Source organism: Zavarzinia sp., from assembly GCF_049306435.1.
Classification (GTDB): domain Bacteria; phylum Pseudomonadota; class Alphaproteobacteria; order Zavarziniales; family Zavarziniaceae; genus Zavarzinia.
Window position 1 is genome coordinate 1 of the sequence record NZ_JBAQRT010000364.1, and the last position, 21,932, is coordinate 21,932.

At 65.6% G+C, this 21,932-nt stretch carries 19 protein-coding genes; 8 read left to right on the forward strand and 11 right to left on the reverse strand.

The features are described from left to right. Nucleotides 1-303, reverse strand: a 303-nt coding sequence (locus tag WAZ62_RS20750) for a cold-shock protein (RefSeq protein ID WP_422645454.1), incomplete at its 3' end; no start/stop codon positions are given. 441 nt (nucleotides 304-744) lie between these two features. On the opposite strand from WAZ62_RS20750, the gene WAZ62_RS20755 reads away from it, so the two are divergent. The 3 genes from WAZ62_RS20755 to WAZ62_RS20765 are packed head-to-tail and all read left to right on the forward strand — an operon-like array spanning nucleotide 745 to nucleotide 5,550. Continuing rightward, on the forward strand, nucleotides 745-1,293 hold the full coding sequence (locus WAZ62_RS20755; protein WP_422645436.1) for a helix-turn-helix transcriptional regulator: 549 nt from the start codon (nucleotides 745-747) through the stop codon (nucleotides 1,291-1,293). A 13-nt stretch (nucleotides 1,294-1,306) separates the two neighbouring features. After that, complete coding sequence (locus tag WAZ62_RS20760) at nucleotides 1,307-2,395, forward strand: efflux RND transporter periplasmic adaptor subunit (RefSeq protein ID WP_422645437.1); 1,089 nt, start codon at nucleotides 1,307-1,309, stop codon at nucleotides 2,393-2,395. Beyond that, the gene (locus tag WAZ62_RS20765; protein WP_422645438.1) at nucleotides 2,392-5,550 is read left to right on the forward strand and encodes an efflux RND transporter permease subunit; all 3,159 of its coding nucleotides are present in this window, start codon (nucleotides 2,392-2,394) and stop codon (nucleotides 5,548-5,550) included. The genes WAZ62_RS20760 and WAZ62_RS20765 overlap by 4 nt, the downstream gene beginning before the upstream one ends. Nucleotides 5,551-5,586: 36 nt before the next feature. On the opposite strand, the gene WAZ62_RS20770 is transcribed toward WAZ62_RS20765, so the two are convergent. The 4 genes from WAZ62_RS20770 to WAZ62_RS20785 all read right to left on the reverse strand — a co-directional run bounded on the left by WAZ62_RS20770 (nucleotide 5,587) and on the right by WAZ62_RS20785 (nucleotide 10,191). Further along, on the reverse strand, nucleotides 5,587-6,618 hold the full coding sequence (locus WAZ62_RS20770; RefSeq protein WP_422645439.1) for a Rieske 2Fe-2S domain-containing protein: 1,032 nt from the start codon (nucleotides 6,616-6,618) through the stop codon (nucleotides 5,587-5,589). 149 nt (nucleotides 6,619-6,767) lie between these two features. Continuing rightward, nucleotides 6,768-7,619 carry a CDP-alcohol phosphatidyltransferase family protein gene (locus WAZ62_RS20775; RefSeq protein ID WP_422645440.1) on the reverse strand — a complete coding sequence of 284 codons (852 nt, stop codon included), beginning with the start codon at nucleotides 7,617-7,619 and terminating at the stop codon, nucleotides 6,768-6,770. Nucleotides 7,620-7,630: 11 nt separating this feature from the next. Beyond that, nucleotides 7,631-8,332, reverse strand: a complete 702-nt coding sequence (locus WAZ62_RS20780) for a phosphatidylserine decarboxylase (protein WP_422645441.1) — start codon at nucleotides 8,330-8,332, stop codon at nucleotides 7,631-7,633. A 17-nt stretch (nucleotides 8,333-8,349) separates the two neighbouring features. Next, nucleotides 8,350-10,191 (reverse strand): ABCB family ABC transporter ATP-binding protein/permease, encoded by a 1,842-nt coding sequence (locus WAZ62_RS20785; protein WP_422645442.1) that lies wholly within the window; start codon nucleotides 10,189-10,191, stop codon nucleotides 8,350-8,352. Between the two features lie 112 nt (nucleotides 10,192-10,303). Between WAZ62_RS20785 and WAZ62_RS20790 the strand changes: the two genes are divergently transcribed. Beyond that, nucleotides 10,304-10,675: a hypothetical protein gene (locus tag WAZ62_RS20790; RefSeq protein ID WP_422645443.1), complete on the forward strand. Its 372-nt coding sequence runs from the start codon at nucleotides 10,304-10,306 to the stop codon at nucleotides 10,673-10,675. Here WAZ62_RS20790 and WAZ62_RS20795 read toward each other — a convergent pair. Beyond that, nucleotides 10,644-11,564, reverse strand: coding sequence for a DMT family transporter (locus tag WAZ62_RS20795; RefSeq protein ID WP_422645444.1), 921 nt, complete (start codon nucleotides 11,562-11,564; stop codon nucleotides 10,644-10,646). The genes WAZ62_RS20790 and WAZ62_RS20795 overlap by 32 nt on opposite strands. A gap of 103 nt (nucleotides 11,565-11,667) precedes the next feature. Between WAZ62_RS20795 and WAZ62_RS20800 the strand changes: the two genes are divergently transcribed. Both WAZ62_RS20800 and WAZ62_RS20805 read left to right on the forward strand, forming a co-directional pair. Beyond that, entirely contained in the window at nucleotides 11,668-12,564 is an 897-nt protein-coding gene (locus WAZ62_RS20800; protein WP_422645445.1) for a LysR substrate-binding domain-containing protein, read from the forward strand. 213 nt (nucleotides 12,565-12,777) lie between these two features. After that, the gene (locus WAZ62_RS20805) at nucleotides 12,778-14,865 is read left to right on the forward strand and encodes a diguanylate cyclase domain-containing protein (protein ID WP_422645446.1); all 2,088 of its coding nucleotides are present in this window, start codon (nucleotides 12,778-12,780) and stop codon (nucleotides 14,863-14,865) included. Nucleotides 14,866-14,910: 45 nt separating this feature from the next. Here the strand turns inward: WAZ62_RS20805 and WAZ62_RS20810 are convergent, their stop codons facing one another. Together WAZ62_RS20810 and WAZ62_RS20815 are read right to left on the reverse strand one after the other, a co-directional pair. Further along, on the reverse strand, nucleotides 14,911-15,246 hold the full coding sequence (locus tag WAZ62_RS20810) for a hypothetical protein (protein ID WP_422645447.1): 336 nt from the start codon (nucleotides 15,244-15,246) through the stop codon (nucleotides 14,911-14,913). A 31-nt stretch (nucleotides 15,247-15,277) separates the two neighbouring features. Further along, nucleotides 15,278-16,177, reverse strand: coding sequence for a flagellin (locus tag WAZ62_RS20815; protein WP_422645448.1), 900 nt, complete (start codon nucleotides 16,175-16,177; stop codon nucleotides 15,278-15,280). Between the two features lie 351 nt (nucleotides 16,178-16,528). On the opposite strand from WAZ62_RS20815, the gene WAZ62_RS20820 reads away from it, so the two are divergent. Continuing rightward, nucleotides 16,529-16,924 carry a hypothetical protein gene (locus WAZ62_RS20820; RefSeq protein WP_422645449.1) on the forward strand — a complete coding sequence of 132 codons (396 nt, stop codon included), beginning with the start codon at nucleotides 16,529-16,531 and terminating at the stop codon, nucleotides 16,922-16,924. A 12-nt stretch (nucleotides 16,925-16,936) separates the two neighbouring features. Here the strand turns inward: WAZ62_RS20820 and WAZ62_RS20825 are convergent, their stop codons facing one another. From WAZ62_RS20825 to flgE, 3 genes are read right to left on the reverse strand one after another with little or no spacing between them, the layout of a single operon-like run. Further along, nucleotides 16,937-17,923: a flagellin gene (locus WAZ62_RS20825; protein ID WP_422645450.1), complete on the reverse strand. Its 987-nt coding sequence runs from the start codon at nucleotides 17,921-17,923 to the stop codon at nucleotides 16,937-16,939. A gap of 6 nt (nucleotides 17,924-17,929) precedes the next feature. Beyond that, entirely contained in the window at nucleotides 17,930-19,288 is a 1,359-nt protein-coding gene (gene flgK / locus WAZ62_RS20830; protein WP_422645451.1) for a flagellar hook-associated protein FlgK, read from the reverse strand. A gap of 33 nt (nucleotides 19,289-19,321) precedes the next feature. Next, entirely contained in the window at nucleotides 19,322-20,560 is a 1,239-nt protein-coding gene (flgE, locus tag WAZ62_RS20835) for a flagellar hook protein FlgE (protein WP_422645452.1), read from the reverse strand. A gap of 232 nt (nucleotides 20,561-20,792) precedes the next feature. On the opposite strand from flgE, the gene WAZ62_RS20840 reads away from it, so the two are divergent. Further along, the gene (locus WAZ62_RS20840; RefSeq protein WP_422645453.1) at nucleotides 20,793-21,914 is read left to right on the forward strand and encodes an SH3 domain-containing protein; all 1,122 of its coding nucleotides are present in this window, start codon (nucleotides 20,793-20,795) and stop codon (nucleotides 21,912-21,914) included. Nucleotides 21,915-21,932 lie beyond the last annotated feature (18 nt).

Below are 21,932 nucleotides of genomic sequence, written 5' to 3' on the forward strand. Positions count from 1 at the left end.
GCCGAAGCCACCGCGGTCGCCGCCGAAGCCACCGCGATCACGGCCGCCGAAACCGCCACGATCACGATCGCCAAAGCCGCCACGGTCGCCGAAGGGCGCGCGATGCGGAGGGGCCGAGCCGGGCTCGACGCCAACGACATCGATCAGGCGCTGGACCTGCGGTCCGCGGGGACCTTCGCCGATGTCAACGGTGAGTTCCGCTCCGTCCGGAAGATCGCCATAGCCCGCGGAGCTGAGGACGGAGACATGAAGAAAGGCGTCAGGGGAACCATCGATCGGGGCAACGAAACCGAAGCCCTTCATGCTGTTGAACCACTTGACACGCGCTTTGACGTTGTTCGGCACTGGATGAGACCTTGAGAGACGCGCCGCTCGACCCCGGCGACGCAAATGCTTTGTCGGACGCACCCCGCGACGCACAGATTCCTTTGCCGGCACCACCGATACTTGGTGACCTGCGCTTTGGGGAGCACTCGAACGATATGCGGCGTTTGCCCCACATTCAAATCAAATTTGGGGTTCAACGGCACGAAGTCTTGCCTTCGGGGCGTAACCCCCGCCCCGGGAGGGTGTTTTCAGCCATGCAATCGACGAATTGCACACAATAATTCAACGCATATCTCCCTGCGCATTGCAATAAGGGCGATTGACGCCGAACGGGCCGATCCGGCATGTATCGGTCGTGAATATATCGGTTCGATATAAAATCATGGAAATCGGCGCGGCGGCACAACCGGAAACGGCATGGATATCAAGACTGTCTGCCTCGGCCTGCTGACCTTTGGCGAGGCCACGGGTTACGAGATCAAGAAGCTGTTCGAGGATGGCACCTTCAACGGCGTCTTCGACGCGTCCTTCGGCTCGATCTATCCGGCGCTGACCCGCCTCGCCGAGGAAGACCTCGTCGTCTCGCGGGAAGAGGAACAGCACGGCCGCCCGGACAAGAAGGTCTATGCGATCACGCCCCGCGGCCGCGCGCATTTCATCGCCAGCCTGACCGCCGGCATCCAGCCGGACCGCGTGCGCTCGGAATTCTCCATGGCGATGATCTTCGCCCATCTGCTGCCGGACGCGACCGTGCAGACCTATATCGACCAGCATCTGGCGGAGCACCGCGACGCCCTGGCCCGGCTCGAGGCCACGAGCGCGGATCCGGGCAGCCAGATGGCCAATCTCCAGTTCGCGATCGGTCTCGGCCGGGCCCGGCTGCTGGCGTCGATCGCCTTCATGGAACACCATCGGAACATGATCAGCCCGGATGGCGCGGCGCTCGCGCCCGCCGGCCGGGACTGACGGGGGGAATGTCATGCGTAAATCCTATGTCATCGCCACCGCGATGACCGCCTTGATGGCGGTCTGGATCGCTTCGGGCGCCCTGTCGGGCAAGGCCGAAAGCACGACCCCGCCGCCGGCGGATCGCGCGGACAGCACGCCGACGGTCCTGCCCCGGGTCCGGGTCAGCGCCTCGACCGCCGCCGAGCACACCGGCTCGATCACCGTGCGCGGCCGGACGGAAGCGGTGCGCAGCGTCGATCTCAAGGCGGAAACCACCGGCTCGGTCAGCGAGATCCTGGTGCGCCGCGGCGCCGTGGTGAAAGCCGGGGACGTCATCTGCCGCCTGTCCCTGCGCGATCGCCAGGCCGCCCTGACCGAGGCCGAGGCCGAATTGCGCCAGCGCGAGATGGAATATAACGCCGCCTCCCAGCTGAAGGGCGCCGGCTACGGCACCACCAACCGCCTGGCCGAAGCCCGTGCCCAGCTCGACGCCGCGAGGGCCAAGCTGAGCCGGATGACGCAGGAACTCAGCGACATCGAGATCAAGGCGCCCTTCGATGGCGTGATCGAGGATACGACGGCCGAGATCGGCGACGTGCTGAACCCCGGCGGCCCCCAGGCCTGCGCGACCATCGTCGACGCCGATCCGATGCTGATCGTCGGCCAGGTCGCCGAGCGCGAGATCGCCGGCATCCGCGTCGGCGCCGATGCAAGGGCGCGGCTGATCACCGGCCAGGAGGTGACCGGCAAGGTCCGCTTCGTCGCCACCAAGGCCGATCCCGACACCCGCACCTTCCGCGTCGAGATCGAGGTCGCCAATGCCGACGGCGCGCTGAAGGCCGGCATCACCACCGAGGCGCATGTGCCGACGCCGCCGGTGCCCGCCCATCACCTGTCTCCGGCGATCCTCAGCCTCGACAGCGCGGGCACCATCGGCCTCAAGATCGTCGACGCCGATACCATCGTGCGCTTCCTGCCGGTCACCATCGTCGGCAGCGACGAGCGGGGTGTCTTCGTCACCGGCCTGCCGGACAAGGCCGATGTCATCATCGTGGGCCAGGACTTCGTGCTGCCGGGCCAGAAGGTCGACGTGACCCGGGGCGAAGGTGGCAACTCGTGAACGCGCTGATCGACTGGTGCCTGCGCTATCCGCGCACGGTTCTCAGCTTCCTGGTGCTGCTCAGCGTCGCGGGGCTCTCGACCTATCTGACCATCCCGCGCGAGGCCCAGCCGGACGCGGAGATCCCCTATATCTACGTCAACATGATCCATGAGGGCATCTCGCCCGAGGATGGCGAGCGGCTCCTGCTGAAGCCCATGGAGAAGGAGCTTCGCTCGATCGAGGGGATCAAGGAGATGAGTTCGGAGGCGGGCGAAGGCTATGCCTATGTCCTCCTTGAATTCGATGCCGGCTTCAACGGCGACAAGGCGCTGGCCGACGTGCGCGAGAAGGTCGACCAGGCCAAGCCCAAGCTCCCCGCCGATACCGAGGAGCCGATCGTCACCCAGGTCAGCATCTCGCTCTTCCCCATCCTGCTCGTCTCCCTCTCGGGCGATGTGCCGGAGCGCACGCTGCTGACCATCGCCCGCAAGCTGGAAGACGCCTTCGAGGCTCTGCCCGACGTATTGTCGGCCGACATCACCGGCAAGCGCGATGAATTGCTGGAAATCGTGGTCGATCCGCTGAAGCTGGAATCCTATCGGATCAGCCAGTCGGAACTGATCCAGATCGTCAGCATGAACAACCGGCTGGTCGCCGCCGGCGCGCTCGATACCGGCGCCGGGCGCTTCTCGATCAAGGTGCCTGGCCTGTTCGAGACGGCGGAAGACGTGCTGTCCCTGCCCATCAAGGTCTCGGGCGATGGTGTCGTCACCCTGCGCGACATCACCGAGATCCGCCGCACCTTCAAGGACCCGGAAACCTTCGCCCGGGTGAACGGCAAGCCGTCTCTCACCCTCGAGGTGAAGAAGCGCGCGGGCCGCAACATCATCGAGACCGTGGCCAAGGTGAAGGCCATCGTCGAATACGCCAAGGCCGAATTGCCGCCGAACGTGCAGATCGATTACGCGCAGGATGCGTCGAAGGAAATCGACAACATGCTGCTCGACCTGCAGAACTCGGTGCTGATCGCCGTTTTCCTGGTCATGGTCGTCGTCGTCGGCTCGCTCGGCGGGCGCTCGGCCGGGCTCGTCTCGCTGACCATTCCGGGCTCCTTCCTGCTGGGTCTCGTGCTGCTGGCGGCGATGGGCGTCACCCTCAACATGCTCGTCATGTTCTCGATGATCCTCGTCGTCGGCATGGTGGTCGACGGCGGCGTGATCGTCGTCGAATACGCCGACCGCAAGATGACCGAGGGCATGGACCGGCGCGACGCCTATGCCATCGCCGCCAAGCGCATGGCCTGGCCGGTGATCACGACGACGACGACGACCGCCATCGTCTTCGTGCCGCTGCTGTTCTGGCCGGGCATCACCGGCAAGTTCATGTCCTATATCCCGCTGACGCTGATCGTCACCCTGATGGGCTCGATCCTGATCGCGCTGATGTTCATTCCCGTCCTCGGCGCCATCTTCGGCAAGCCGGGCGCGACCGATGCCAGGACCGAGCATTTCATCGCCGTGACCGAACGCGGCGACGTCCGCACCCTGCCCGGTTTCACCGGCTGGTATTCCCGCTCCCTGGAAAAGGCCCTGCGCCACCCGGGCAAGATCCTGCTCGGCTGCATCGGTCTTCTCGTCGCGCTGCAGGCGATCTACGCGATGGAAGGCAAGGGCGTGCAGTTCTTCCCCGAGGTCGAGCCCGAGCGGGCGATCGTCCTCGTCCACGCCCGGGGCAATCTGTCGATTCACGAGCGCGATGCCCTGATGCGCGAGGTCGAACACATCGTCCTCCGCATCGACGGCATCGAAATCGCCAATACGACGGTGGGCGCGCCGCCGGCCGGCACCGACGCGGCGCCCGACACCATCGGCAACATCACGGTCGAATTCACCCCCTGGAACCAGCGCCGCAAATCGGCCGAGATCCTGGGCGAGATCCGCGAGACGGCGGGGCGGATCGCCGGCATCGCGGTCGAAACCCGCCTGCCCGACGTCGGCCCGCCGGTCGGCAAGGCGATCCAGATCGAACTGGCCGCCAATAACCCCTTCGCCCTGCCCGAAACCGCCGACCGCATCCGCAACCAGCTGGAAGCCATGCCGGGCCTGATCGATCAGGAAGACAGCCGTCCCCTGCCCGGCATCGACTGGGTGCTGCGGGTCGACCGGGGTCAGGCCGGCCGTTTCGGCGCCGACATCACCTCGGTCGGCAACGCGGTTCAGCTCGTCACCAATGGCATCAAGATCGGCGAATACCGCCCGGATGACGCCGACGAGGAAATCGATATCCGCGTCCGCTTCCCCGAGACGCTCCGCAATCTCGATGCCTTCGACCAGCTGCGGCTCGAAACCCGCCTCGGCCAGGTGCCGCTGTCGAGCTTCGTCACCCGGACGGCGGAGCCGACGACCGGCAAGCTGATGCATGTCGACGCCAAGCGGGTGATCACCCTGCAGGCCAATGTCGCCGCCGGCATCCTGCCGGACGAGAAGGTGCGCGAGATCAAGGCCTGGATGGCGACCCAGAGTTTCGACCCGTCGGTCACCATCAAGTTCCGCGGCCAGGACGAGGAGACGGCCGCCGCCGGGGCCTTCCTCGCCAAGGCCTTTTTCGTCGGCCTGTTCCTGATGGCGATCATTCTCGTCACCCAGTTCAACAGCTTCTACTCGACCTTCGTGATCCTCTCGGCGGTCGCGCTGTCGACCATCGGCGTCTTCGCCGGCTTGTTGATCACCGGGCAATTGTTCTCGGTCGTGATGACCGGCATCGGCGTCATCTCGCTGGCGGGCGTCGTCGTCGCCCATAATGTCGTGCTGATCGATACCTACAAGGAACTCCGCGGCCTCGGCATGGAGCCTTACGAGGCCATCCTCCGCACCGGCGCCCAGCGGATGCGCCCGGTGCTGCTGACCACCTTCACGACGATCATCGGCATCCTGCCCATGGCGCTCGGCCTCACCATCGACGTCATCGGGCGGGAAGTGGCCGTGGGCGCGCCGTCGTCGCAATGGTGGGTGCAACTGGCGACGGCGGTCGCCTTCGGCCTCGCCTTCGCGACGGTGCTGACCCTCGTCGTCACCCCCTGCCTGCTCGCCCTGCCCTTGCGCCTGCGCGAGACCTGGGGGCCGCGCCTGCGCCGCTGGACCGGACGGCGGACGGCATCCATCGGCACGCCTTGACGAAAGGGGGCGCTGGCCCCCTTTCGCCACCCCTTTTCATTCGGCGGCGAGACCCGCGTTATCGGCGGCGATCGTCCGCTCCAGCAGGATGCGCATCTGATTGACCGCGGCATCATGCGCGATGTTGATCACCGGCCGATCGGGATCACGGCGGATGTTCCGGTATTGCGCCTCGATCATTTCCTTGTCCTCGAGGAAAGCCTTGTGGATGCCGGCGTAGAGCAGATCGCCGACCTCCTGCCCGGCGGTGGCCTTGCTCGCCCCCCACGAGAAGTAATAGGTGCATTCCCCGGCCGACGCCGGCACCACCGACTGGCAGGTCCAGGTGTCGAGCAGCAGCTTGCCGTCGGACGGACCCTCCGTGGCCTTGCCCGCTTCATAGACCTGGAACCGCATGACGAAGACGCAGGGCATCTGCACCGTGTAATCCAGCAGCATGTCGTAGCGCCCGGTCATCACATGCTGGGCGAAGACCAGGGCCGGCGTGTCGCGGACCCAGCGCTCGACCCTGAAGCCGCGCGCCAGCTTCGAGATCCGGGGCAGGCTGGTGGCGTAATCCTCGCCGCCGAAAGTCTTCCGGTGAACGAAGGTCAGGTGAGAGAAATCGAGCAGATTGTCGAGGACGAGACGATAATCCGCGTTGAAGGTCATCGAGCTGGGGCGCATGTCCCAATCGGGATCGCCGGGGCCGACCGAGAAGGGGATCAGACCGGCATCGGCCCGGTCAACCTCGCCCATCCAGACCCAGAGCCAGTTGTCCCGCTCGACCACCGGATAGGTCCGCACCATGGCGCGCTCGGGGACGCGGGCCTGTCCGGGGACCTCGACGCAGCGGCCGGAAGCGTCGAACTTCAGGCCGTGATACATGCAGCGGATGCAGTCCCCTTCGATCTCGCCGAGGTGCAGCGCGGCCTGACGGTGACAGCAGCGGTCCTCGACCGCGACGACGGTGCCATCCTGCTTTCGATAGAGGGCCAACGGCTGATCGGCGATCGTCTTGCCCAGGATCTTGCCCGGCGGCAACTCGTAGTCCCAGCCCGCGACGTACCAGCAGTTCCTGACGAACATGCCCTTCCTCCCTGTTTCATTATTGTTCCACCGCCAGCGGTAGCCAGCGATGGCCACGATCAGGATTCGTGCATCAGGGTGTCCGGGGTCCAATACCTATTCGCGAGGCTGTCGATACCTTCCGCGTATGGCGCTCCAGGGCGCGGGGGTCAGAGGGCCTGCGGCTTCTCGTCTTCGCCTTGCGCCTGCGCCGCGCGCTCGGCCGCCTTGGCCTGTTCGCGGCGCCAGGCGATGGGGCCAAAGGGGATGGTCACGGCGTAGATGACGATGAGAAGACCCAGCACCTGCCAGGGATAGGACAGGGCCAGCGCCGTGCCGATGCCGACGAAGACCAGGGTCGGCAGCACCCAGTCGCGGTGGATGCGGATCTTCTTGAAGGAGAAGGTCGGAATGCGGCTGACCATCAGGAAGGCGACGAGGACGGCGACTCCGGCGACCAGATAGGGCGAATGGAAGGGCATCGGCCCCAGGCTGAAACTGGCGATGATCGGCAGCAGGACGAGGGCCGCCCCGGCGGGCGAGGGCACGCCGGTGAAGAAACCCGAGGTCCAGGCCGGCTTGTCCGGATCGTCGATCGCGACATTGAAGCGGGCAAGGCGGAGGGCGCAGCACACCGCGTGGGACAGCACGGCGATCCAGCCGAAGCCGGAAATATCGCTGAGCGTCCAGAGATAGAGGACGACGACCGGGGCGACGCCGAAGGACAGGAAATCCGACAGGGAATCAAGCTCGGCGCCGAAGCGGCTGGTGCCCTTGATCATGCGGGCCACCCGGCCGTCGATCCCGTCGAACAGGGCCGCGATCAGGATGGCGGCCACCGCCAGCTCGAACTTGTTCTCGAGCGCGAAGCGGATCGAGGTCAGCCCGGCGCAAAGCGCGAAGGTGGTGAGCATGTTGGGCAGCAGGCTGCGCGCCGGCAGGCGGTTCAGGCGCGGCGGATAGCTCCGGGCCTTGCGCCGCCGCAGGCGAACCCTTGTATTCCAGCCTTCCCAGTCGCTCATCCCCGCCCCCGTCAGCCGACCGTGACGAGGCGCGGGCCTTCGACCGAGGTGAAATCGGCCAGCACCGTTTCCCCAGCGATGGCGCGCTGGCCAACGGCGACGAGGGGCGCCACCCCTTCCGGCAGATAGACATCGAGCCGGCTGCCGAAGCGGATGATGCCGAAACGCTCGCCGGCGGACAGTTTCTGCCCGGGGCCGACATCGCAGACGATGCGGCGGGCGACGAGCCCCGCGATCTGCACGACGCCGAGGTCACGACCGTCGTCGAGGACGAGACGCAGGGAGTTGCGCTCGTTGTCGTCGCTGGCCTTGTCGTCGGCGGCATTGAGGAATTTGCCGGGGCGATAGGAGATGCGGTCGATGGTGGCGGTGACCGGCATCCGGTTCACATGGACATCGAACACCGACATGAAGATGGAAATGCGCGGGCGCGGCGCCTCGCCAAGGCCAAGCTCGGCCGGCGGCACCGCCAGCGAGGTATCGACCACCTTGCCATCGGCGGGGGAAACCACCAGGCCCTGTCGCGACGGGGTCGCCCGCGGCGGATCGCGGAAGAAATAGGCGCACCAGACCGTGAGCACCACGCCGAGCCAGCCCAGCGGCCGCCAGATCAGGAACAGGATCAGGGTCGCGATCGCGAAGATCGCGACGAATTTGACACCCTCCCGATGCAGGGGGTGCAAGACCGAACGGATCGAAGCCAGAATATCCACGTAACCTCTCCCTGCCGTCAGGGGCCGACGGCCAGACCCTCGGCGCGGACTTCGGCGAGTTTCGCCTCGGCTTCCACCGCCTCGAGCTGGCGCTGCCACATGCCGGCATATTGGCCGCCCTTCGCCAGCAGGGCGTCATGGGTGCCCCGCTCGACGATGCGGCCCTTGTCCAGGACCAGAATCTCGTCGCAGTCAACGACTGTAGACAGCCGGTGCGCGATGACAATAGCCGTGCGCCCGCGGGAAATCTCCTTCAGGCTGGTCTGAATCTCCTTCTCGGTCTGGGTGTCGAGGGCGGAGGTCGCCTCGTCCAGGAGAAGGATCGGCGGATTCTTCAGGATCGTGCGGGCGATCGCCACCCGCTGCTTCTCCCCGCCCGACAGTTTCAGGCCGCGCTCGCCCACCATGCTGTCGTAGCCATCGGGCAGCGAGACGATGAAATCATGGATGCGGGCGAGTTTCGCCGCCTGTTCCACTTCGGCATCGCTGGCCTCGGGCCGGCCATAGCGGATGTTGTAGCGGATCGTGTCGTTGAACAGCACCGTGTCCTGCGGAACGATGCCGATCACCTTGCGCAAGGATGCCTGGGTCACGCCGTCGATATTCTGGCCATCGATCGTCACCCGGCCCTGCTCGATATCGTAGAAGCGGAACAGGATGCGGCTGATGGTCGACTTGCCGGCGCCAGAGGGGCCGACGATCGCGACCGTGCTGCCCGGCGCCGCGGTGAAGGAGACGTCGCGCAGGATGCCCCGGCGCTGGTCGTAGCGGAAGGAGACATCCTCGAACCGGACCTCGCCGCCCGTCACCCGCAGGGGTTTGGCGTCCGGCTTGTCCCGCACCTCTTCCGGCACGTCGAGGACGTTGAACATCGCTTCCATGTCGATCAGGCCCTGCTTGATCTCGCGGTAGACGAAACCGAGCATGTTGAGCGGGATATAGAGCTGGATCAGGAAGGTGTTGACGAGGACGAAGTCGCCCACGGTCATGGTGCCATCGGCGACGCCGACCCCCGCCAGATACATCACGCCGCCGAGCCCGGCCGCCATGATCGCCGACTGCCCGGCGTTGAGCAGGGACAGGGTGGTCTGGCTCTTCACCGCCGCCTTCTCATAAGCCATCAGCGCCTTGTCGAAGCGCCGCGCCTCATGGGCCTCGTTCGAGAAATATTTGACGGTCTCGTAGTTCAGCAGGCTGTCGACCGCCTTGGTGTTGGCGTCCGTGTCCTGGGTGTTCATCTCGCGGCGGTATTTGATGCGCCGCTCGGAGACGAGGAAGGTGAACAGGATATAGGCGATGATGGTCGCCACCATCACGCTGACCATGGGCCAGCCGAAGCCCAGCGCCAGCAGGATCAGCACGAAACTGATCTCGAGAATGGTCGGCCCGATGTTGAACAGGGCGAAGCGCAGCACGAGTTCGATGCCCTTGGTGCCGCGCTCGATCACCCGGTTGAGCCCTCCCGTCCGCCGGTCGAGATGAAAGCGCATCGAGAGCCGGTGCAGATGCTCGAAAGTCGAAAGACCGAGCCGGCGCACGGCGAACTGAGCGACCCGGGCGAACACGCTGTCGCGCAGTTCCGCGAAGGCCTGCGAGCCAACCCGGGCGAGGCCATAGGCGATGATCATCAGGATGGGGACGGTAACCACCGTCGCCTTCACCGACAGGGCATCGACCGCCGCCTTGTAGAAATAGGGCACGATGACATTGGCGATCTTGGCCAGCACCAGGAAGCCGATGGCATAGAGCACCCGCAGGCGCAGATCGCGCCGATCGGCCGGCCACAGGTAAGGCAGGAACAGGCGGATCGTCTGCCAGCCGGTGGGGACGGCCGGGCGCGCATTCTTCGGGTCGCTCATGATCGATTTAAGGCTCTGTTAAGCGGAAAGGGCCGAAGTTGGGATATGGGGCCGCGGAGGACGGATGGCCAGCCGAAAATCCGTGGCTTCGCTCTATAGGAGATGACCGACCTTGTCCACGCTCTCGACCTTCGGCTTCCATCTCGCGGGCACCCGCTATGACGGTCATCTCGAGAACGGCGTCCTTGAAATCGGCGCGGATCTCGGCCCCCTGCCCTTTTCCGCCGAAGACCCGGACGGGCGGCGGCGCTGGGTGGCGGCCCTCGCCGCCGCCGACGACAAGGCCGCCGATGGCCATGTCCTCGCCCCTGATGCGCATATCCACTTCGAATCCCGCACAAGCCTGAGCGGCAAGATCGACCGTCAGCGCCTGATCGAGGCGCTGACCGTCATCCTGCTGTCGACCCAGGGCCAGATGCGCGGCACCCCGCCAGCAGCCGCCAGGACCCGCTTCAGGGCCGAGCGTTCCGCGCCTGCCGCGTGACGAGGGCGATGCCGAGGGTGATCGGCAGAATGCCGATCAGATCGCCAGCGGGCACACCTTCACCGGCGATCAGCCAGCCGAAGCCAAGGCCGAGGGGCGGCATCAGGAAATGCAGGCTGCTGGCCGCCGTGGCGCTGTTACGATCGAGAATGCGGAACCACAGGTAATAGCCGCCAACCGAAACGCCGAACACCATCCACAGCAGCGTCAACACCAGCGGCAGGGTCGGCCGGATTGCGCCCGCGTCCTCGATCATCAGGGCGACCGGCAGAAGCGCCAGCCCCGCCCCCAGCAACTGGATGCCGTTCCCGGTCCAGGGACCGACGGTTTTCGGCGCCAGCCGCTTGAAGGCGATGGTGCCGGCGACCAGCGACAGCAGCCCGCCCACCACCAGCAGGGTTCCCGCGCCATCCTCCAGCCCGTCCCCAAGGCGCGAGCGCAGCACGAGGGCGACCCCGGCAAGACCGAGCAACAGGCCCGTCGCCTTGCCCCAGGTCATCCGCTCCCCCAGCACCGGCCCCGCGATGGCCGCGGTCAGCAGGGGATTGGCGCTGATCAGCACGGCGGCGAAGCCCGAGGACACGGTGCGCATCCCGCTCCACGACAGGCCGAGATAGATCGCGTTGTTGAGAAGGCCGAGCAGCACGAGCGCCGCCATCGCCCGCCCGCCGGGCAGAGCCCCCTCGCCCCGCAGCCGGCCGAGCCACAGGCACAAGCCCGCCGCCGCGAGAAAACGCACCGCCAGCAGGAGCAGGGGCGGGCAATCGACCAGGGCGATCTTCGCCGGGGCGAAGGCGGAACTCCACAACAGGCAGAACAGGCCGAGCAGAAGGATTTCGCCGGCACGACCGGACGGGGATGGACTTTCGCTGGCGGCGGTATGTGGCATGGTCACGCTCCTGAACCATCCCGACCCTAGCGCGCACCCAAATCATTTGGAAATTGGATGATTCCATGATCATCATTCGATAATCGGATGATGGAGCCCCGTGATGTTCGACCTCGACCTGCTGCGCAGCTTTGTCAGTGTCGTCGATACCGGCGGTTTCACCCGGGCGGGCGAGCGGGTGAACCGCAGCCAGTCGACCGTCAGCCAGCAGATCCGCCGGCTGGAAGAGGATGTCGGCAAACCCTTGCTGGACCGGGGCGGCCGTGGCGTGCATCTGACCGAGGCGGGGGAAACCCTGCTGGGTTATGCCCGCCGGATGCTCGATATCGCCGACGAGGCCCGGCTCAGCCTGGGCGGGGAAGCCCGCCCCGCCATCCTCCGCCTCGGCATTCCCGAGGATTTCGCCGTCACGGCCCTGACCGAAGTGATCGCCACCTTTGCCCGGAGCCATTCCCGGGTGCGGCTGGAGGTGCGCTGCGATCTCAGTGTTCGCCTGCGTGAAGGCCTCGCGCGCGGGCAGTTCGACGTCATCCTGGCCAAGCGGGAGCCGGCATCCGGCCCGGCCTTCGGCATCTGGCCCGAACGACTGGTCTGGCTGGCCGGCGCCGACACGCCCCCGCCGGCACCACAGACCCCCCTGCCCCTCGTCGCCTTCATGCCGGGATGCCTGTACCGCGAGCGGGCGATCCGCGCCCTCGAAGGCACGGGCCGGCGCTGGCGGATCGCCTATGAGAGCCCCAATCTCGCCGGGATCCAGGCCGCCGTCGCCGGGGGGCTGGGCATCGCGTTGCTGGAAGAACGGATCGCCGGGTCCGGCCATCGCATCCTGGGCACGGATTCCGGTCTGCCCCCGGTGCCACCAACGGAACTCGCCCTCGATCTGCGCGGCGACGCACCAGCGACCGGGCAAGCCTTGTGCCGGGTGATATCGACATTCTGCGATGAAAAATTCGCCCCAAATCCCGATATAAATGCTTTCCGCCCGAGCTCATCGAATTAATAACGATCAATTTCGGCCATTCATCAAATCTATAATGGAAAATTAGCGACTTTGCGGCAAAACTAGGGTCCGACCAAGCCGCTATTGGAATTGCGGGTTAAGAAAGCCGAACGCTCGATGTTGTCATTTCGCAAAATCCGCGTTCTGATGTTCATAACTTTCAGTTGCACGATAGCAATCCTCGCGACCTATTGGTTTTACCTGCTTGCTGGCATGGATGAACGCCGGCAGCAGACGCAATCCGAAATCGACAGGTCGCTTGTACTCACGTCGAAATCAGCTGCTCTTCAGATGGAGTCCGTGATCCGTGAAGTGGACTTCGTCCTGCAGGATCTGCGCACTCAATATCAGACCGACAGGGCCAGTTTTCCGGCCGCCGTCCGGCGCATCGAAACCCTGTTCGCGTCGAACAGCACCCTGTCGCTCTGGATCATGGACGCGGATGGCAGGAATTCGTTCAGCAGCGTCGACGAACGCGCATCGGTCAACGCGAGCGAGCGCGAGTATTTCCGCCGTCATCGCGATGGTGGTGGCCAGGACATCCTGTATATTTCGGCCCCGCTGATCGGACAATATTCCGGCCAATGGACCGTCATTCTGTCCCGGCGACTTGAAAACGCGGGGACATTCGCCGGCACCATCGTCCTCGCCGTCCCGCCGTCCTATTTCTCGTCGCGCCTGGGCGCGGCCGACATCACCGAGGAGCTTTCGGTCATCCACCTGCCCGATGGCATCATCATGGCGACGAATACCGGAGCGGATCTGATCGGCCAGGTCTTCGCGGACACGGCCTGGCTGCTCGGTCCCCGCGCCAGGCCTTCCGGCATTGTCCACAAGGACCGCGACGGGCCCGACAGGATCGTCGCCTGGCAGCGCATCGGCGGCAGCCCGCTGGCGGTCACGGCATCGGCGGACGGGCGCGGTCTGCGATCGAGGACCGAGGCGGCGATCGACGCCGAACTGCGCGCCCACATGATCACGACCGTGCTGGCGCTGGTGCTGATCGGCGGCGTCGGCGTCGTCATCCTGCGCGACGTCGGTCTGCGTCAGCGCCTGCATCGTCTGGACATCCTGCACAAACAACTGTTCGATGCGATGCCAGACGGCATGATGGTCATCGACCAGAGCAGCAATATCACCTTGTGGAACGAGGCCGCCCTGAGCCTTCTCGCGGTCGATTCAGATGAACTGAAGGCACGAGTGGTCGCGCTCTACGACATGGACGGCAAGCGCGTCCCGGTCGAGCGCTATCCTTCGATGCAGGCTTCGAGGCGGCCGGGCCATCACGGATTGTTCAGCATTCAGGACCATGGACAGCGCCGCTGGCTATCGTTCAATTCCCGGCCGATCCCCAATCAGGACGGGGAAGCGCCCGACCGGGCCATCCTCGCCTTCTCGGATGTCACCCGCCTTGTCCAGCTGGAAGATTCCATGCGGACCAGCCAGTCGGTCTTCGAGGCCGCGGGCGAAGGCATCATGGTGACCGGCGCCGACCAGCGCATCATCAGCGTCAATCCGGCGTTCACGCGCATCACCGGCTATGCCGCCCATGAAGCGCAGGGCAGGGTGCCCGGTGAACTGCTGGGATCGGGACAGCACGACGAGGAATTCTACGAACAGATGCACGAAAGCCTGCGGCTCAAGGGCTACTGGGAAGGCGAAATCACCAATAGGCGCAAGGACGGCAACCTGTTCATCGAATGGCTGAAGATCAACGTGGTCCGGGATGAACAAGGACAGGTGCTGCGCTATGTCGCCCTTCTGTCCGATATCAGCGAGCGCAAGCGCCAGGATCAGGAAATCTGGAAGCGGGCGAATTTCGACGCCCTGACCGGCCTGCCCAACCGCACGCTCTTCACCGACCGTCTGAACCAGGCCGTCAGCCAGGCCGACCGGCGCCATGCCCGGGTGGCCGTGTTCTTCATCGACCTCGACAAGTTCAAGGCGGTCAACGACACGCTGGGGCACAAGGCGGGCGACGATCTTCTGCTTCAGGTGGCCGAAAGGCTTCAGGCCAATATCCGGTCGGAAGATACCGCGGCCCGCATCGGCGGCGACGAATTCCTCGTGCTGCAGCCCCAGGCGGGCGACGATACCGCCCTGCTGCTGGCGGGCGAGAGGATACGGGAAGCGCTCTGCCAGCCTTTCGACATCGGCGGAAACACGGTCCAGATCTCGGCCAGCATCGGCATCGCCGATGCGCTCGGCGTCGCGGCCGATCCGGCCCAGGCCATCAAGCGCGCCGACGCGGCCATGTACAGGGCCAAGAGCAGCGGCGCCAACAGGGTGGTCATGCTTTAGCCCCCACCGGCCGGAGGGCATCCCTCCGGCCCCGGGTGCCGGCGCTCAACGCGCCGTCAGGATGGTCTCCGACATGTTCAGGTTCATGTGAATCATCATCTCGATGACATTGTCGTCCGGCTGCTGACGCAGGGTGCGCGCCGCCTCGACCATGAAGCGGCTGGCCCGGCTGAAGAACTCCGAGGTCGTCGGCGGCAGCTGGCGGCTGCGCACGATGGCCCGGTTGGCGATGGTCTGCCAGCGCGCCGCGTTGACGTCGAGGGCATCGGCGAGCTGGATCGTGGGCTCGCCCTTGCGGGCGTTGTCCAGCATCACGGCGCATTCGAGGAAGGGATAGGCGGCCTCTTCGCGGGCCGAGAGAGCGGTGTTGAGTTCGGTCATGACGGATCTCCGTTATCGCTGTTTCGACGTCTTACTGGAAGAGCTGGAGGACGTTCTGCTCGCTCTGACCGGCGAAGCTCAGGGCCTTGAGGGCGAGCTGCTGGCGGGTCTGCAGGGCGACCAGATTGGCGCCTTCCTCGTTCAGATCGGCGAGGGTCAGCTTGTCCGAGCCTTCGGTCAGCGTGTTGATGTAGTTCTTGGTGAAGTCGAGCCTGGTCTGCAGCAGGGTGACATTGGAGCCGAGGCTCGCCGTCGCCGCGCGCACCTTCGAAATCGCCGTGTCGAGCGAGTCGGTGATCGTGTCGATCGTGGTGATCAGCTTGCTCGCCGCGATGTCCGAGAAGCCCGCGGCCGCGCCCGCCGAGCCGGCGCCGGTCAGGAAGCCGGCCAGGATCACCGAGCCCGCGGCACCAGCGGTACCGCCGACCGTGATCAGCGCCCCGGCCCGCAGATCGCGGCTGTTCACCACGACTTCCGCCGAAGTGACTTCCGAGAAGCGGACGGTCAGGTTCTGGGCGGTCGAATTGACCAGATTGGTGCCCTGGTAGGACGCATCGCCAAGCAGCGAATTCAGCTGGTTGAGGAGGTCCGAGAACTGCGCCGTCAGATCCGCCTTGGTTTCCGTGTCGGCGGTCTTGGCCGAGATGGCGACACCCTTGATCTGCTTCAGGATGGTTTCCGCCGACTGCGTCGAATTCAACGCCGACTTCAGCGAGGAAATGCCCTGGTCGATGCCGTCCTTGCGCTCGGTCAGATCCGCCGTGCGGTCCGTCAGGTTCTTCGACTGGAAATAGGCCACCGCGTCGTCAAGCGCGCTGGCGACCTTCAGACCGGTCGAAAGACGCCCCTGGGTCCTGTTGGCGAGATTGGTGGTGTCCTGCAGGGAGAGCAGATTGGCTCTCGATGTGGACGTCAGATGGATGTCGCTCATGCCTTGTCCTTTCTGGTATCGGACCGCGCCATTCTGCGGCGGGGCTCAGCCAGAGGACTTCAAGGCTCGTGCCAAGTCGGCAAAACTACATAACGCATTGATATTATTGAATAATACAGGAATCGCGGATTCAAGGCCGGCGCCGCCGGCCGGCAGATTCTGCCGGTTGTGGAGGAAGATTCGGCGCCGCCCGGCAAAATCGCCTTGGCCCTTGACTCATTGCCCCCATTTCTGGAGAATTATCCACAGGGACGGGTCTTTTTCGGGTGCACCCAGGTCCCCTGACGGTAACGTGATCCCCTCCCGGCGATACGCTTCACCGGCCCAACGCGGCACCCGTCCGGTTCAGCCATGATGGTGTTCGACAGCAGCCTGGCCCAGGCGCCCCTTCAGTCGTCATACGCGGCAGGCGGATTCGCGTCCACGCGGGCATCCGGCAGCGGCGTCACCGTCGAGACGGCGCAGGCCGTGCAGGAAGCCGGACCGGCCTATTTCAGCCCCCGCATCACCTATGACAATTCGATCGACATGACGATCCTGCAGTTGCGCGACCCTTCCACGGGCGAGGTTCGCAACCAGTATCCGAGCGAGCATGTGGTGAAAGAATACCGCCGCCACCAGGCCGATAGCCGGGGCACGGTGTCCGCCTCGGGTCAGACCGCCGCCGCTGGCGGGGAAGCGTCTTCGGTTACCGAAGATGCCGCCACGGGCGAAACGCCCGCCCCCCGGATCGAACTGCGGGCCTGACGCCCGTTCGCGTCAGAGAAACTTGACCAGCGACGTATCGGCCAGCGACGCGACGATCGAATAGGTCGCCTGCAGCTGGTTCTGGATCTGCGTCAGCTTCACGCCCGCCTCCGCCGTGTCGATATCGACGATACCGCCTTCCTCGTCCTTGAAGATGTTGATCATCGTGTCATTGGCCTTGGCGCTGTCGGTGACCGAACTCAGATCGATGGAAATCTCGGTGCCCAGGCTCTTCAGGCCGTCGCGGGCGCTGTCAAGTTCGCTCAGGGCCTGGGTGCGGAAAGTCGTCCAGGTCGCTTTCGCGGTGGCGTCGTCGGGCGCGGCCGCCGAAGCGGCAAAGGCGCTCTTCGCCATCTGCAGACTATAGACGAGGCGCTGGATCGCCGGATCGGCCGCCACCTGGCCATAGGTGACGGTCTTGCCCGCCTCGGGCGAGAAGCTCGCCTCGTGCCAGGCGACGTCGTCGCTGCCGGGCGCCGCCAGATAATAGTCCGGCAGGGTGGGCGAGGTCGCGGCCGCGAAAGGATCGGCGGCGGTCAGATCGGGCAGGCCGGTCAGGTCGCCGACCGGGGCCGCGTCGTAATTGCCGCCGGACCACAGATAGCGGCCCCCGACCTTCTCGTTGAGGAGCGAGGTCAGTTCGGTCAGGGCGGTATCGATCAGCGTGCCGATCTCGCTCTCGTCCTCGGGGTCATAGGTGCCCTGGCCCTGCAGGGCCTTGGAGACCGAGGAGGCCAGTTCGTCCATGCGCGAGACCTGAAGATCATAGGACTTCAACTCGGGCGTCACGATGTCGATGCCCTTGTTGTAGGCCTCGAGCCGCGAGACCTGCTGCCGGCTGTTCAGGATGCGTCCGGCGTCGAGACCGCCGTAATACGACAGGTCGCCGGACTTGACCTGCGTCGCCACCTGATTGGACAGTTCGTTCGCCGCGCTCTGGTTGCGCTTGATGTTGTTCAGGGTCTGCAACTGGCTGGCGTAGGTCGTGACGGACATCATGGCGGATTACCTTATGATCGCGAACAGGCTGTCGTAGAGCTGGTTCACCGTTTGCATGACCTTGGCCGAGGCGGCATAGGCATTCTGCAGCACCTGCAGATTGGCCAGCTCCTCGTCCATGTTGATGCCGACCGACGACTGAAAGCGCGTCGCGGCCTCGGTCTTGGTCGCGTCGGCGAGATCGGCCCTGTTGGTGACCGCGCCGACATCGGCCGACAGGGACGAGATGATCGACCTCGCGATGCCGGCGTAATCCTCGCCGGTGACGGTCAGCCCCCCGGCCGAGATGCCGTGGCTACCCGAGACGAGCGCGGCCGAAGCCGGACTGATCGCCGCCTGCTTCAGGGTCGCGGTGCCATCGAGAAGCGCCGCATTGACCGAGATCGTGCCGCCGGTCATCACAAAGAAGCCGGAGGCGAGTTCGCCCGTCGCGGTGGTCGCGCTGTCATAGGCCGTCGCGAAATCGCCCGCGCCGGTGCTGGTCAGGCTGGCCGTGAAGGCCTGGACCTGATCCTTCAGTTCGCTGATGACCGCGGTGCCGGCCGTCGCGCTGGTCCCGGTCGCGCGAAGCGCCAGAAGCCCCGCGAGGGCGCCCGAGCGGATCGAGCCGTTCAGCGACCGCGTGTCGCCCTCGCGGGTGATATCGGTGCCGTCATAGGCCAGGCGGGTGGCGTCCTGATCGACGAGGCTCTCGCCCCCCGCGGTATAGACCGCGAGGCTGCCGTCGCCGCGGGCGATGGTCTTCACGTCGATCAGCTGGGCGAGCGAGCGCACGGCGGCGTCGCGCTGGTCCTCGAGGGTGGTCTTGTCGCCGCCCGCGGCGGCCACCGTCTTCACCTGCTTGTTCAGCGTGTCGATCTTCTCGAGCAGATCATTGACCTGGCCGACCTTGTCGGTGGTTTCCTGCTGGATTTCCCTGTCGATACTCTCGAGCCCCGCCATCAGATCGTTGATCTTCCGGGCCAGGGCATCGGCCTTGGCGATGACCTCGGCCTGGCCGGTGCTGCTGTCGGGGGTCGACTGCAGCACGGCGAAGGCATCGTTGAGATCGGAGACCGCGCTGGCGAGCCCGGCGTCCGAGGTGCTGACCCCGAACAGGGTCGAGAGTTTGGACATATAGGTCGACTGGGCGTCGGCCTGGCCCGCCAGCGACGTATAGGCGATCAGATCCCGGGCGAGCGCGTTGTCGGTCGCCCGCGTCACATCCGCCGTCGTCACCCCGCCGGCGCTGGCCGAGGAAGTGATCGACTTGCGGGTATAGGATTCGTCGGTCGCGTTGGAAACATTGCCGCCGAGGACCTGAAGCGCCCGCTGCTGGGCGTTCAGGCCACTCAGGGCGATATTCATGGCACCGGACAGGCTCATGGCATGTTTCCTCGCATGGTCGCCGCGTCAGGCTCAGCGCTTGACGTTCAGGATTTCCTGCAACATCTCGTCGACGGTGGTCAGCACCTTGGCATTGGCCGAATAGGCCCGCTGGGTGGTGATCAGATCGGTGAATTCCTTGCCGATATCGACGTTGGACGATTCGACCGACGAGCCGTTCAGCGTGCCGAGGCCGTTTTCGCCGGCATGGCCCACGAGGGCCGTGCCCGCCGCCGCCGTGCCGAGGAAGGCCTGGCCATCGACGGACTGCAGGTTCTGCGGCGCGTTGAAACTGGCCAGCGCCATCTGGAAGCCGACGACGCTGCGGCCATTGTCGTAGTTCAGGGTGACGTAACCCTGGCTGTCGATCGACAGGTCGCTGAAGCTGCCCTTGGCGTAGCCATCGGCCTTGATGTCGCCGAGATCGACCGTCGTGCCCGAATATTGCGTGACCGCATCGGCCGCGCCCACCGTGCCGAGGTCGAGCGCGATGGTCTGCGGCGCCGCGCCGGGGAAGGTGAAACTGGTCGAGAGCGGTGCCGGCGTCGCCGAGGCGAGGAGGCCGGCGCTGTCGAAGGTGACGGCGAAGGTGGCGCCGCCGCCCGAGGTATCGTCTTCCGCGCCCATGGCGACGGACCAGGCATTGTCGCCGGTCTTGGTCCAGGTCAGGTCGACCGTGTGGCCGGAGCCCAGCGAGTCATAGACATCGACCGAATTGTTCACCGTCGCCCCGACCGCCGCATCGGCGGGCAGGTCGGCGCGATAGGTGATCAGGCCCGACGCCTCCGGGGCCAGCGTCGCGCCCGGCACCTTGATTTCGCCGAGCGCCCCGGTCGCGAGGCCCGTGGTCTCGTCCACCGTGTAACCCTGGGCATAATAGCCGGTGCCGTTCACCAGATAATTGTCGCCGTTCAACTGGAAATCGCCCGCGCGGGTGTAATAGTCGCGATCCTCGAAGCTCGTGCCCGAGGTGGTCACGCTGGTCGGCTTCGAGGTGACGAAGAAGCCGTTGCCGGAAATGGCCAGATTGGTCGCGATCGTGGTCGCCTCGGTCGAGCCCGGCACATTGTTGGCATAGAAGGGCGAAGCCTTCACGCCGCCCGACTGATAGCTGGTGGCGCTGGCTTCGTTGACCAGGGCATCGAAATTCGTGTCCACCCGCTTGTAGCCGGTGGTGGTCGAATTCGCGATATTGGTCGAAATCGCGCTCAGCGCCTGAGACTGCGCGTTCAGTCCCGACAGAGCCGTGCTGAAATAGCCGACATAGGACATGTGGTTTCCCTCTTCTCTTGTCCGGCCCCCGCGGGCGGGCGCCCATGTCCGGTGATCTGCAAGGAGCGGGCCAGCGGCGAAGGTCAGGGTTTCCGCGGCGCTCGGGAAAACGGCCGGGTGGCAAGCCGGCAAAAGCTGCCGGGCGTGACCGGGATCACATGCCCGCGCCGTGCAAAATCGTCCGACCTGAACTAGAGTTGCGCTTCGACAGATCCTGAGGGGGACACATATCATGGCGACGTCCATCGCCTTCCTGAAGCGCCCGCTGGTTGCAGGCCTGATCCTCGGCCTCGCGGTCGCGCCCGGACTTGGCGCCTGCACGCCCGATGCCTCGGCCCCGGGCGGCCAGATCGCTTCCGACGATGCCTGCGGCAACCAGCGCGGCCAGCTGACCTCGATCGGCGACTATTTCACCCAGGCCATGGTGGTCGGCGCCGTCAGCGGCGGCGCCCTGGGCGCCCTGACCGGCGCCCTTGTTTCGGGCGGGGACCTTGAAAGCACGCTGGCGGGCGCCGCCGTGGGCGGCGTCGCGGGGGCGGCTGCCGGCTATTACAGCGCCAAGGCCGAAGCGAACAGCAGTCCGGCCATGCTGGTCGGCGGCGTCTACAAGGATATCTATTCCGAGAACCAGCAGATCGACCGCACGACGACCGCCTTCCGCGCCGTCCGCGCCTGCCGCACCGCCGAGGCCGACCGCATCCGCGCCGACTATCGCGCCGGCCGCCTGACCGCCGACGAGGCCAGGGCGAAACTCGCCGACGTGAAGAAGAAATTCGAATGGGAAATCAAATACGCCGAGGACGTCGGCGGCAAGATGAACGAACGCGGCGAGCAATATTCCTATGCCGCGAGCGAAATTTCCCACTTCGACGGCCGCACCCGGCCCCCGGCGGTCACCTCCGCCAGCTATCAGGTGGCGGGGCCCCTGTTGAGCCGCGTCGCCTCGAAATCCACCCGCGTCCGTGAGCTGCCCAGCACGTCCAGCCGCCAGATCGGCGGCCTGAAGGCGGGTGAAGTGGTCGAGGCGCGGATGGTCTCGGGCACGTCGGGCCAATGGATGCGCATTCGTCTCGCCGATGGCACGCCGGGCTTCGTCTCCGCCAGCCTGCTGGTCGAGCCCGGCAAATATCGCGGCGAGACCCAGACGGTTGCTTCCCGCGCCGAGACCCAGGTCTCCGCCCCGCCGCCGCAAAGCGCCGGCGGCGTGGTCCAGCTGGCCGAAACCAACCAGATCAAGCAGCGCGCCCTGTCGGACGATGTTTCGGAGTCGCGTTCGGTGCTGAGCAGTGCCACCTTCGAACTGGACCAGCCGATCACGCTGGCGCCGGACCGGGGAGACAGATCAGCGGCATGACGTCACGCAGTCCAGGTT

Excerpts from the sequence above, each read along its gene's own strand:
- WAZ62_RS20755 (WP_422645436.1), top strand. The coding sequence starts at position 745 with ATGGATATCAAGACTGTCTGCCTCGGCCTGCTGACCTTTGGCGAGGCC.
- WAZ62_RS20810 (WP_422645447.1), bottom strand. The coding sequence starts at position 15,246 with ATGACCGAACTCAACACCGCTCTCTCGGCCCGCGAAGAGGCCGCCTAT.
- WAZ62_RS20770 (WP_422645439.1), bottom strand. The coding sequence starts at position 6,618 with ATGTTCGTCAGGAACTGCTGGTACGTCGCGGGCTGGGACTACGAGTTG.
- flgK (WP_422645451.1), bottom strand. The coding sequence starts at position 19,288 with ATGAGCCTGTCCGGTGCCATGAATATCGCCCTGAGTGGCCTGAACGCC.
- WAZ62_RS20820 (WP_422645449.1), top strand. The coding sequence starts at position 16,529 with ATGATGGTGTTCGACAGCAGCCTGGCCCAGGCGCCCCTTCAGTCGTCA.
- WAZ62_RS20800 (WP_422645445.1), top strand. The coding sequence starts at position 11,668 with ATGTTCGACCTCGACCTGCTGCGCAGCTTTGTCAGTGTCGTCGATACC.
- WAZ62_RS20775 (WP_422645440.1), bottom strand. The coding sequence starts at position 7,619 with ATGAGCGACTGGGAAGGCTGGAATACAAGGGTTCGCCTGCGGCGGCGC.
- WAZ62_RS20840 (WP_422645453.1), top strand. The coding sequence starts at position 20,793 with ATGGCGACGTCCATCGCCTTCCTGAAGCGCCCGCTGGTTGCAGGCCTG.
- WAZ62_RS20760 (WP_422645437.1), top strand. The coding sequence starts at position 1,307 with ATGCGTAAATCCTATGTCATCGCCACCGCGATGACCGCCTTGATGGCG.
- WAZ62_RS20795 (WP_422645444.1), bottom strand. The coding sequence starts at position 11,564 with ATGCCACATACCGCCGCCAGCGAAAGTCCATCCCCGTCCGGTCGTGCC.
- WAZ62_RS20825 (WP_422645450.1), bottom strand. The coding sequence starts at position 17,923 with ATGATGTCCGTCACGACCTACGCCAGCCAGTTGCAGACCCTGAACAAC.
- flgE (WP_422645452.1), bottom strand. The coding sequence starts at position 20,560 with ATGTCCTATGTCGGCTATTTCAGCACGGCTCTGTCGGGACTGAACGCG.
- WAZ62_RS20805 (WP_422645446.1), top strand. The coding sequence starts at position 12,778 with ATGGATGAACGCCGGCAGCAGACGCAATCCGAAATCGACAGGTCGCTT.
- WAZ62_RS20815 (WP_422645448.1), bottom strand. The coding sequence starts at position 16,177 with ATGAGCGACATCCATCTGACGTCCACATCGAGAGCCAATCTGCTCTCC.
- WAZ62_RS20785 (WP_422645442.1), bottom strand. The coding sequence starts at position 10,191 with ATGAGCGACCCGAAGAATGCGCGCCCGGCCGTCCCCACCGGCTGGCAG.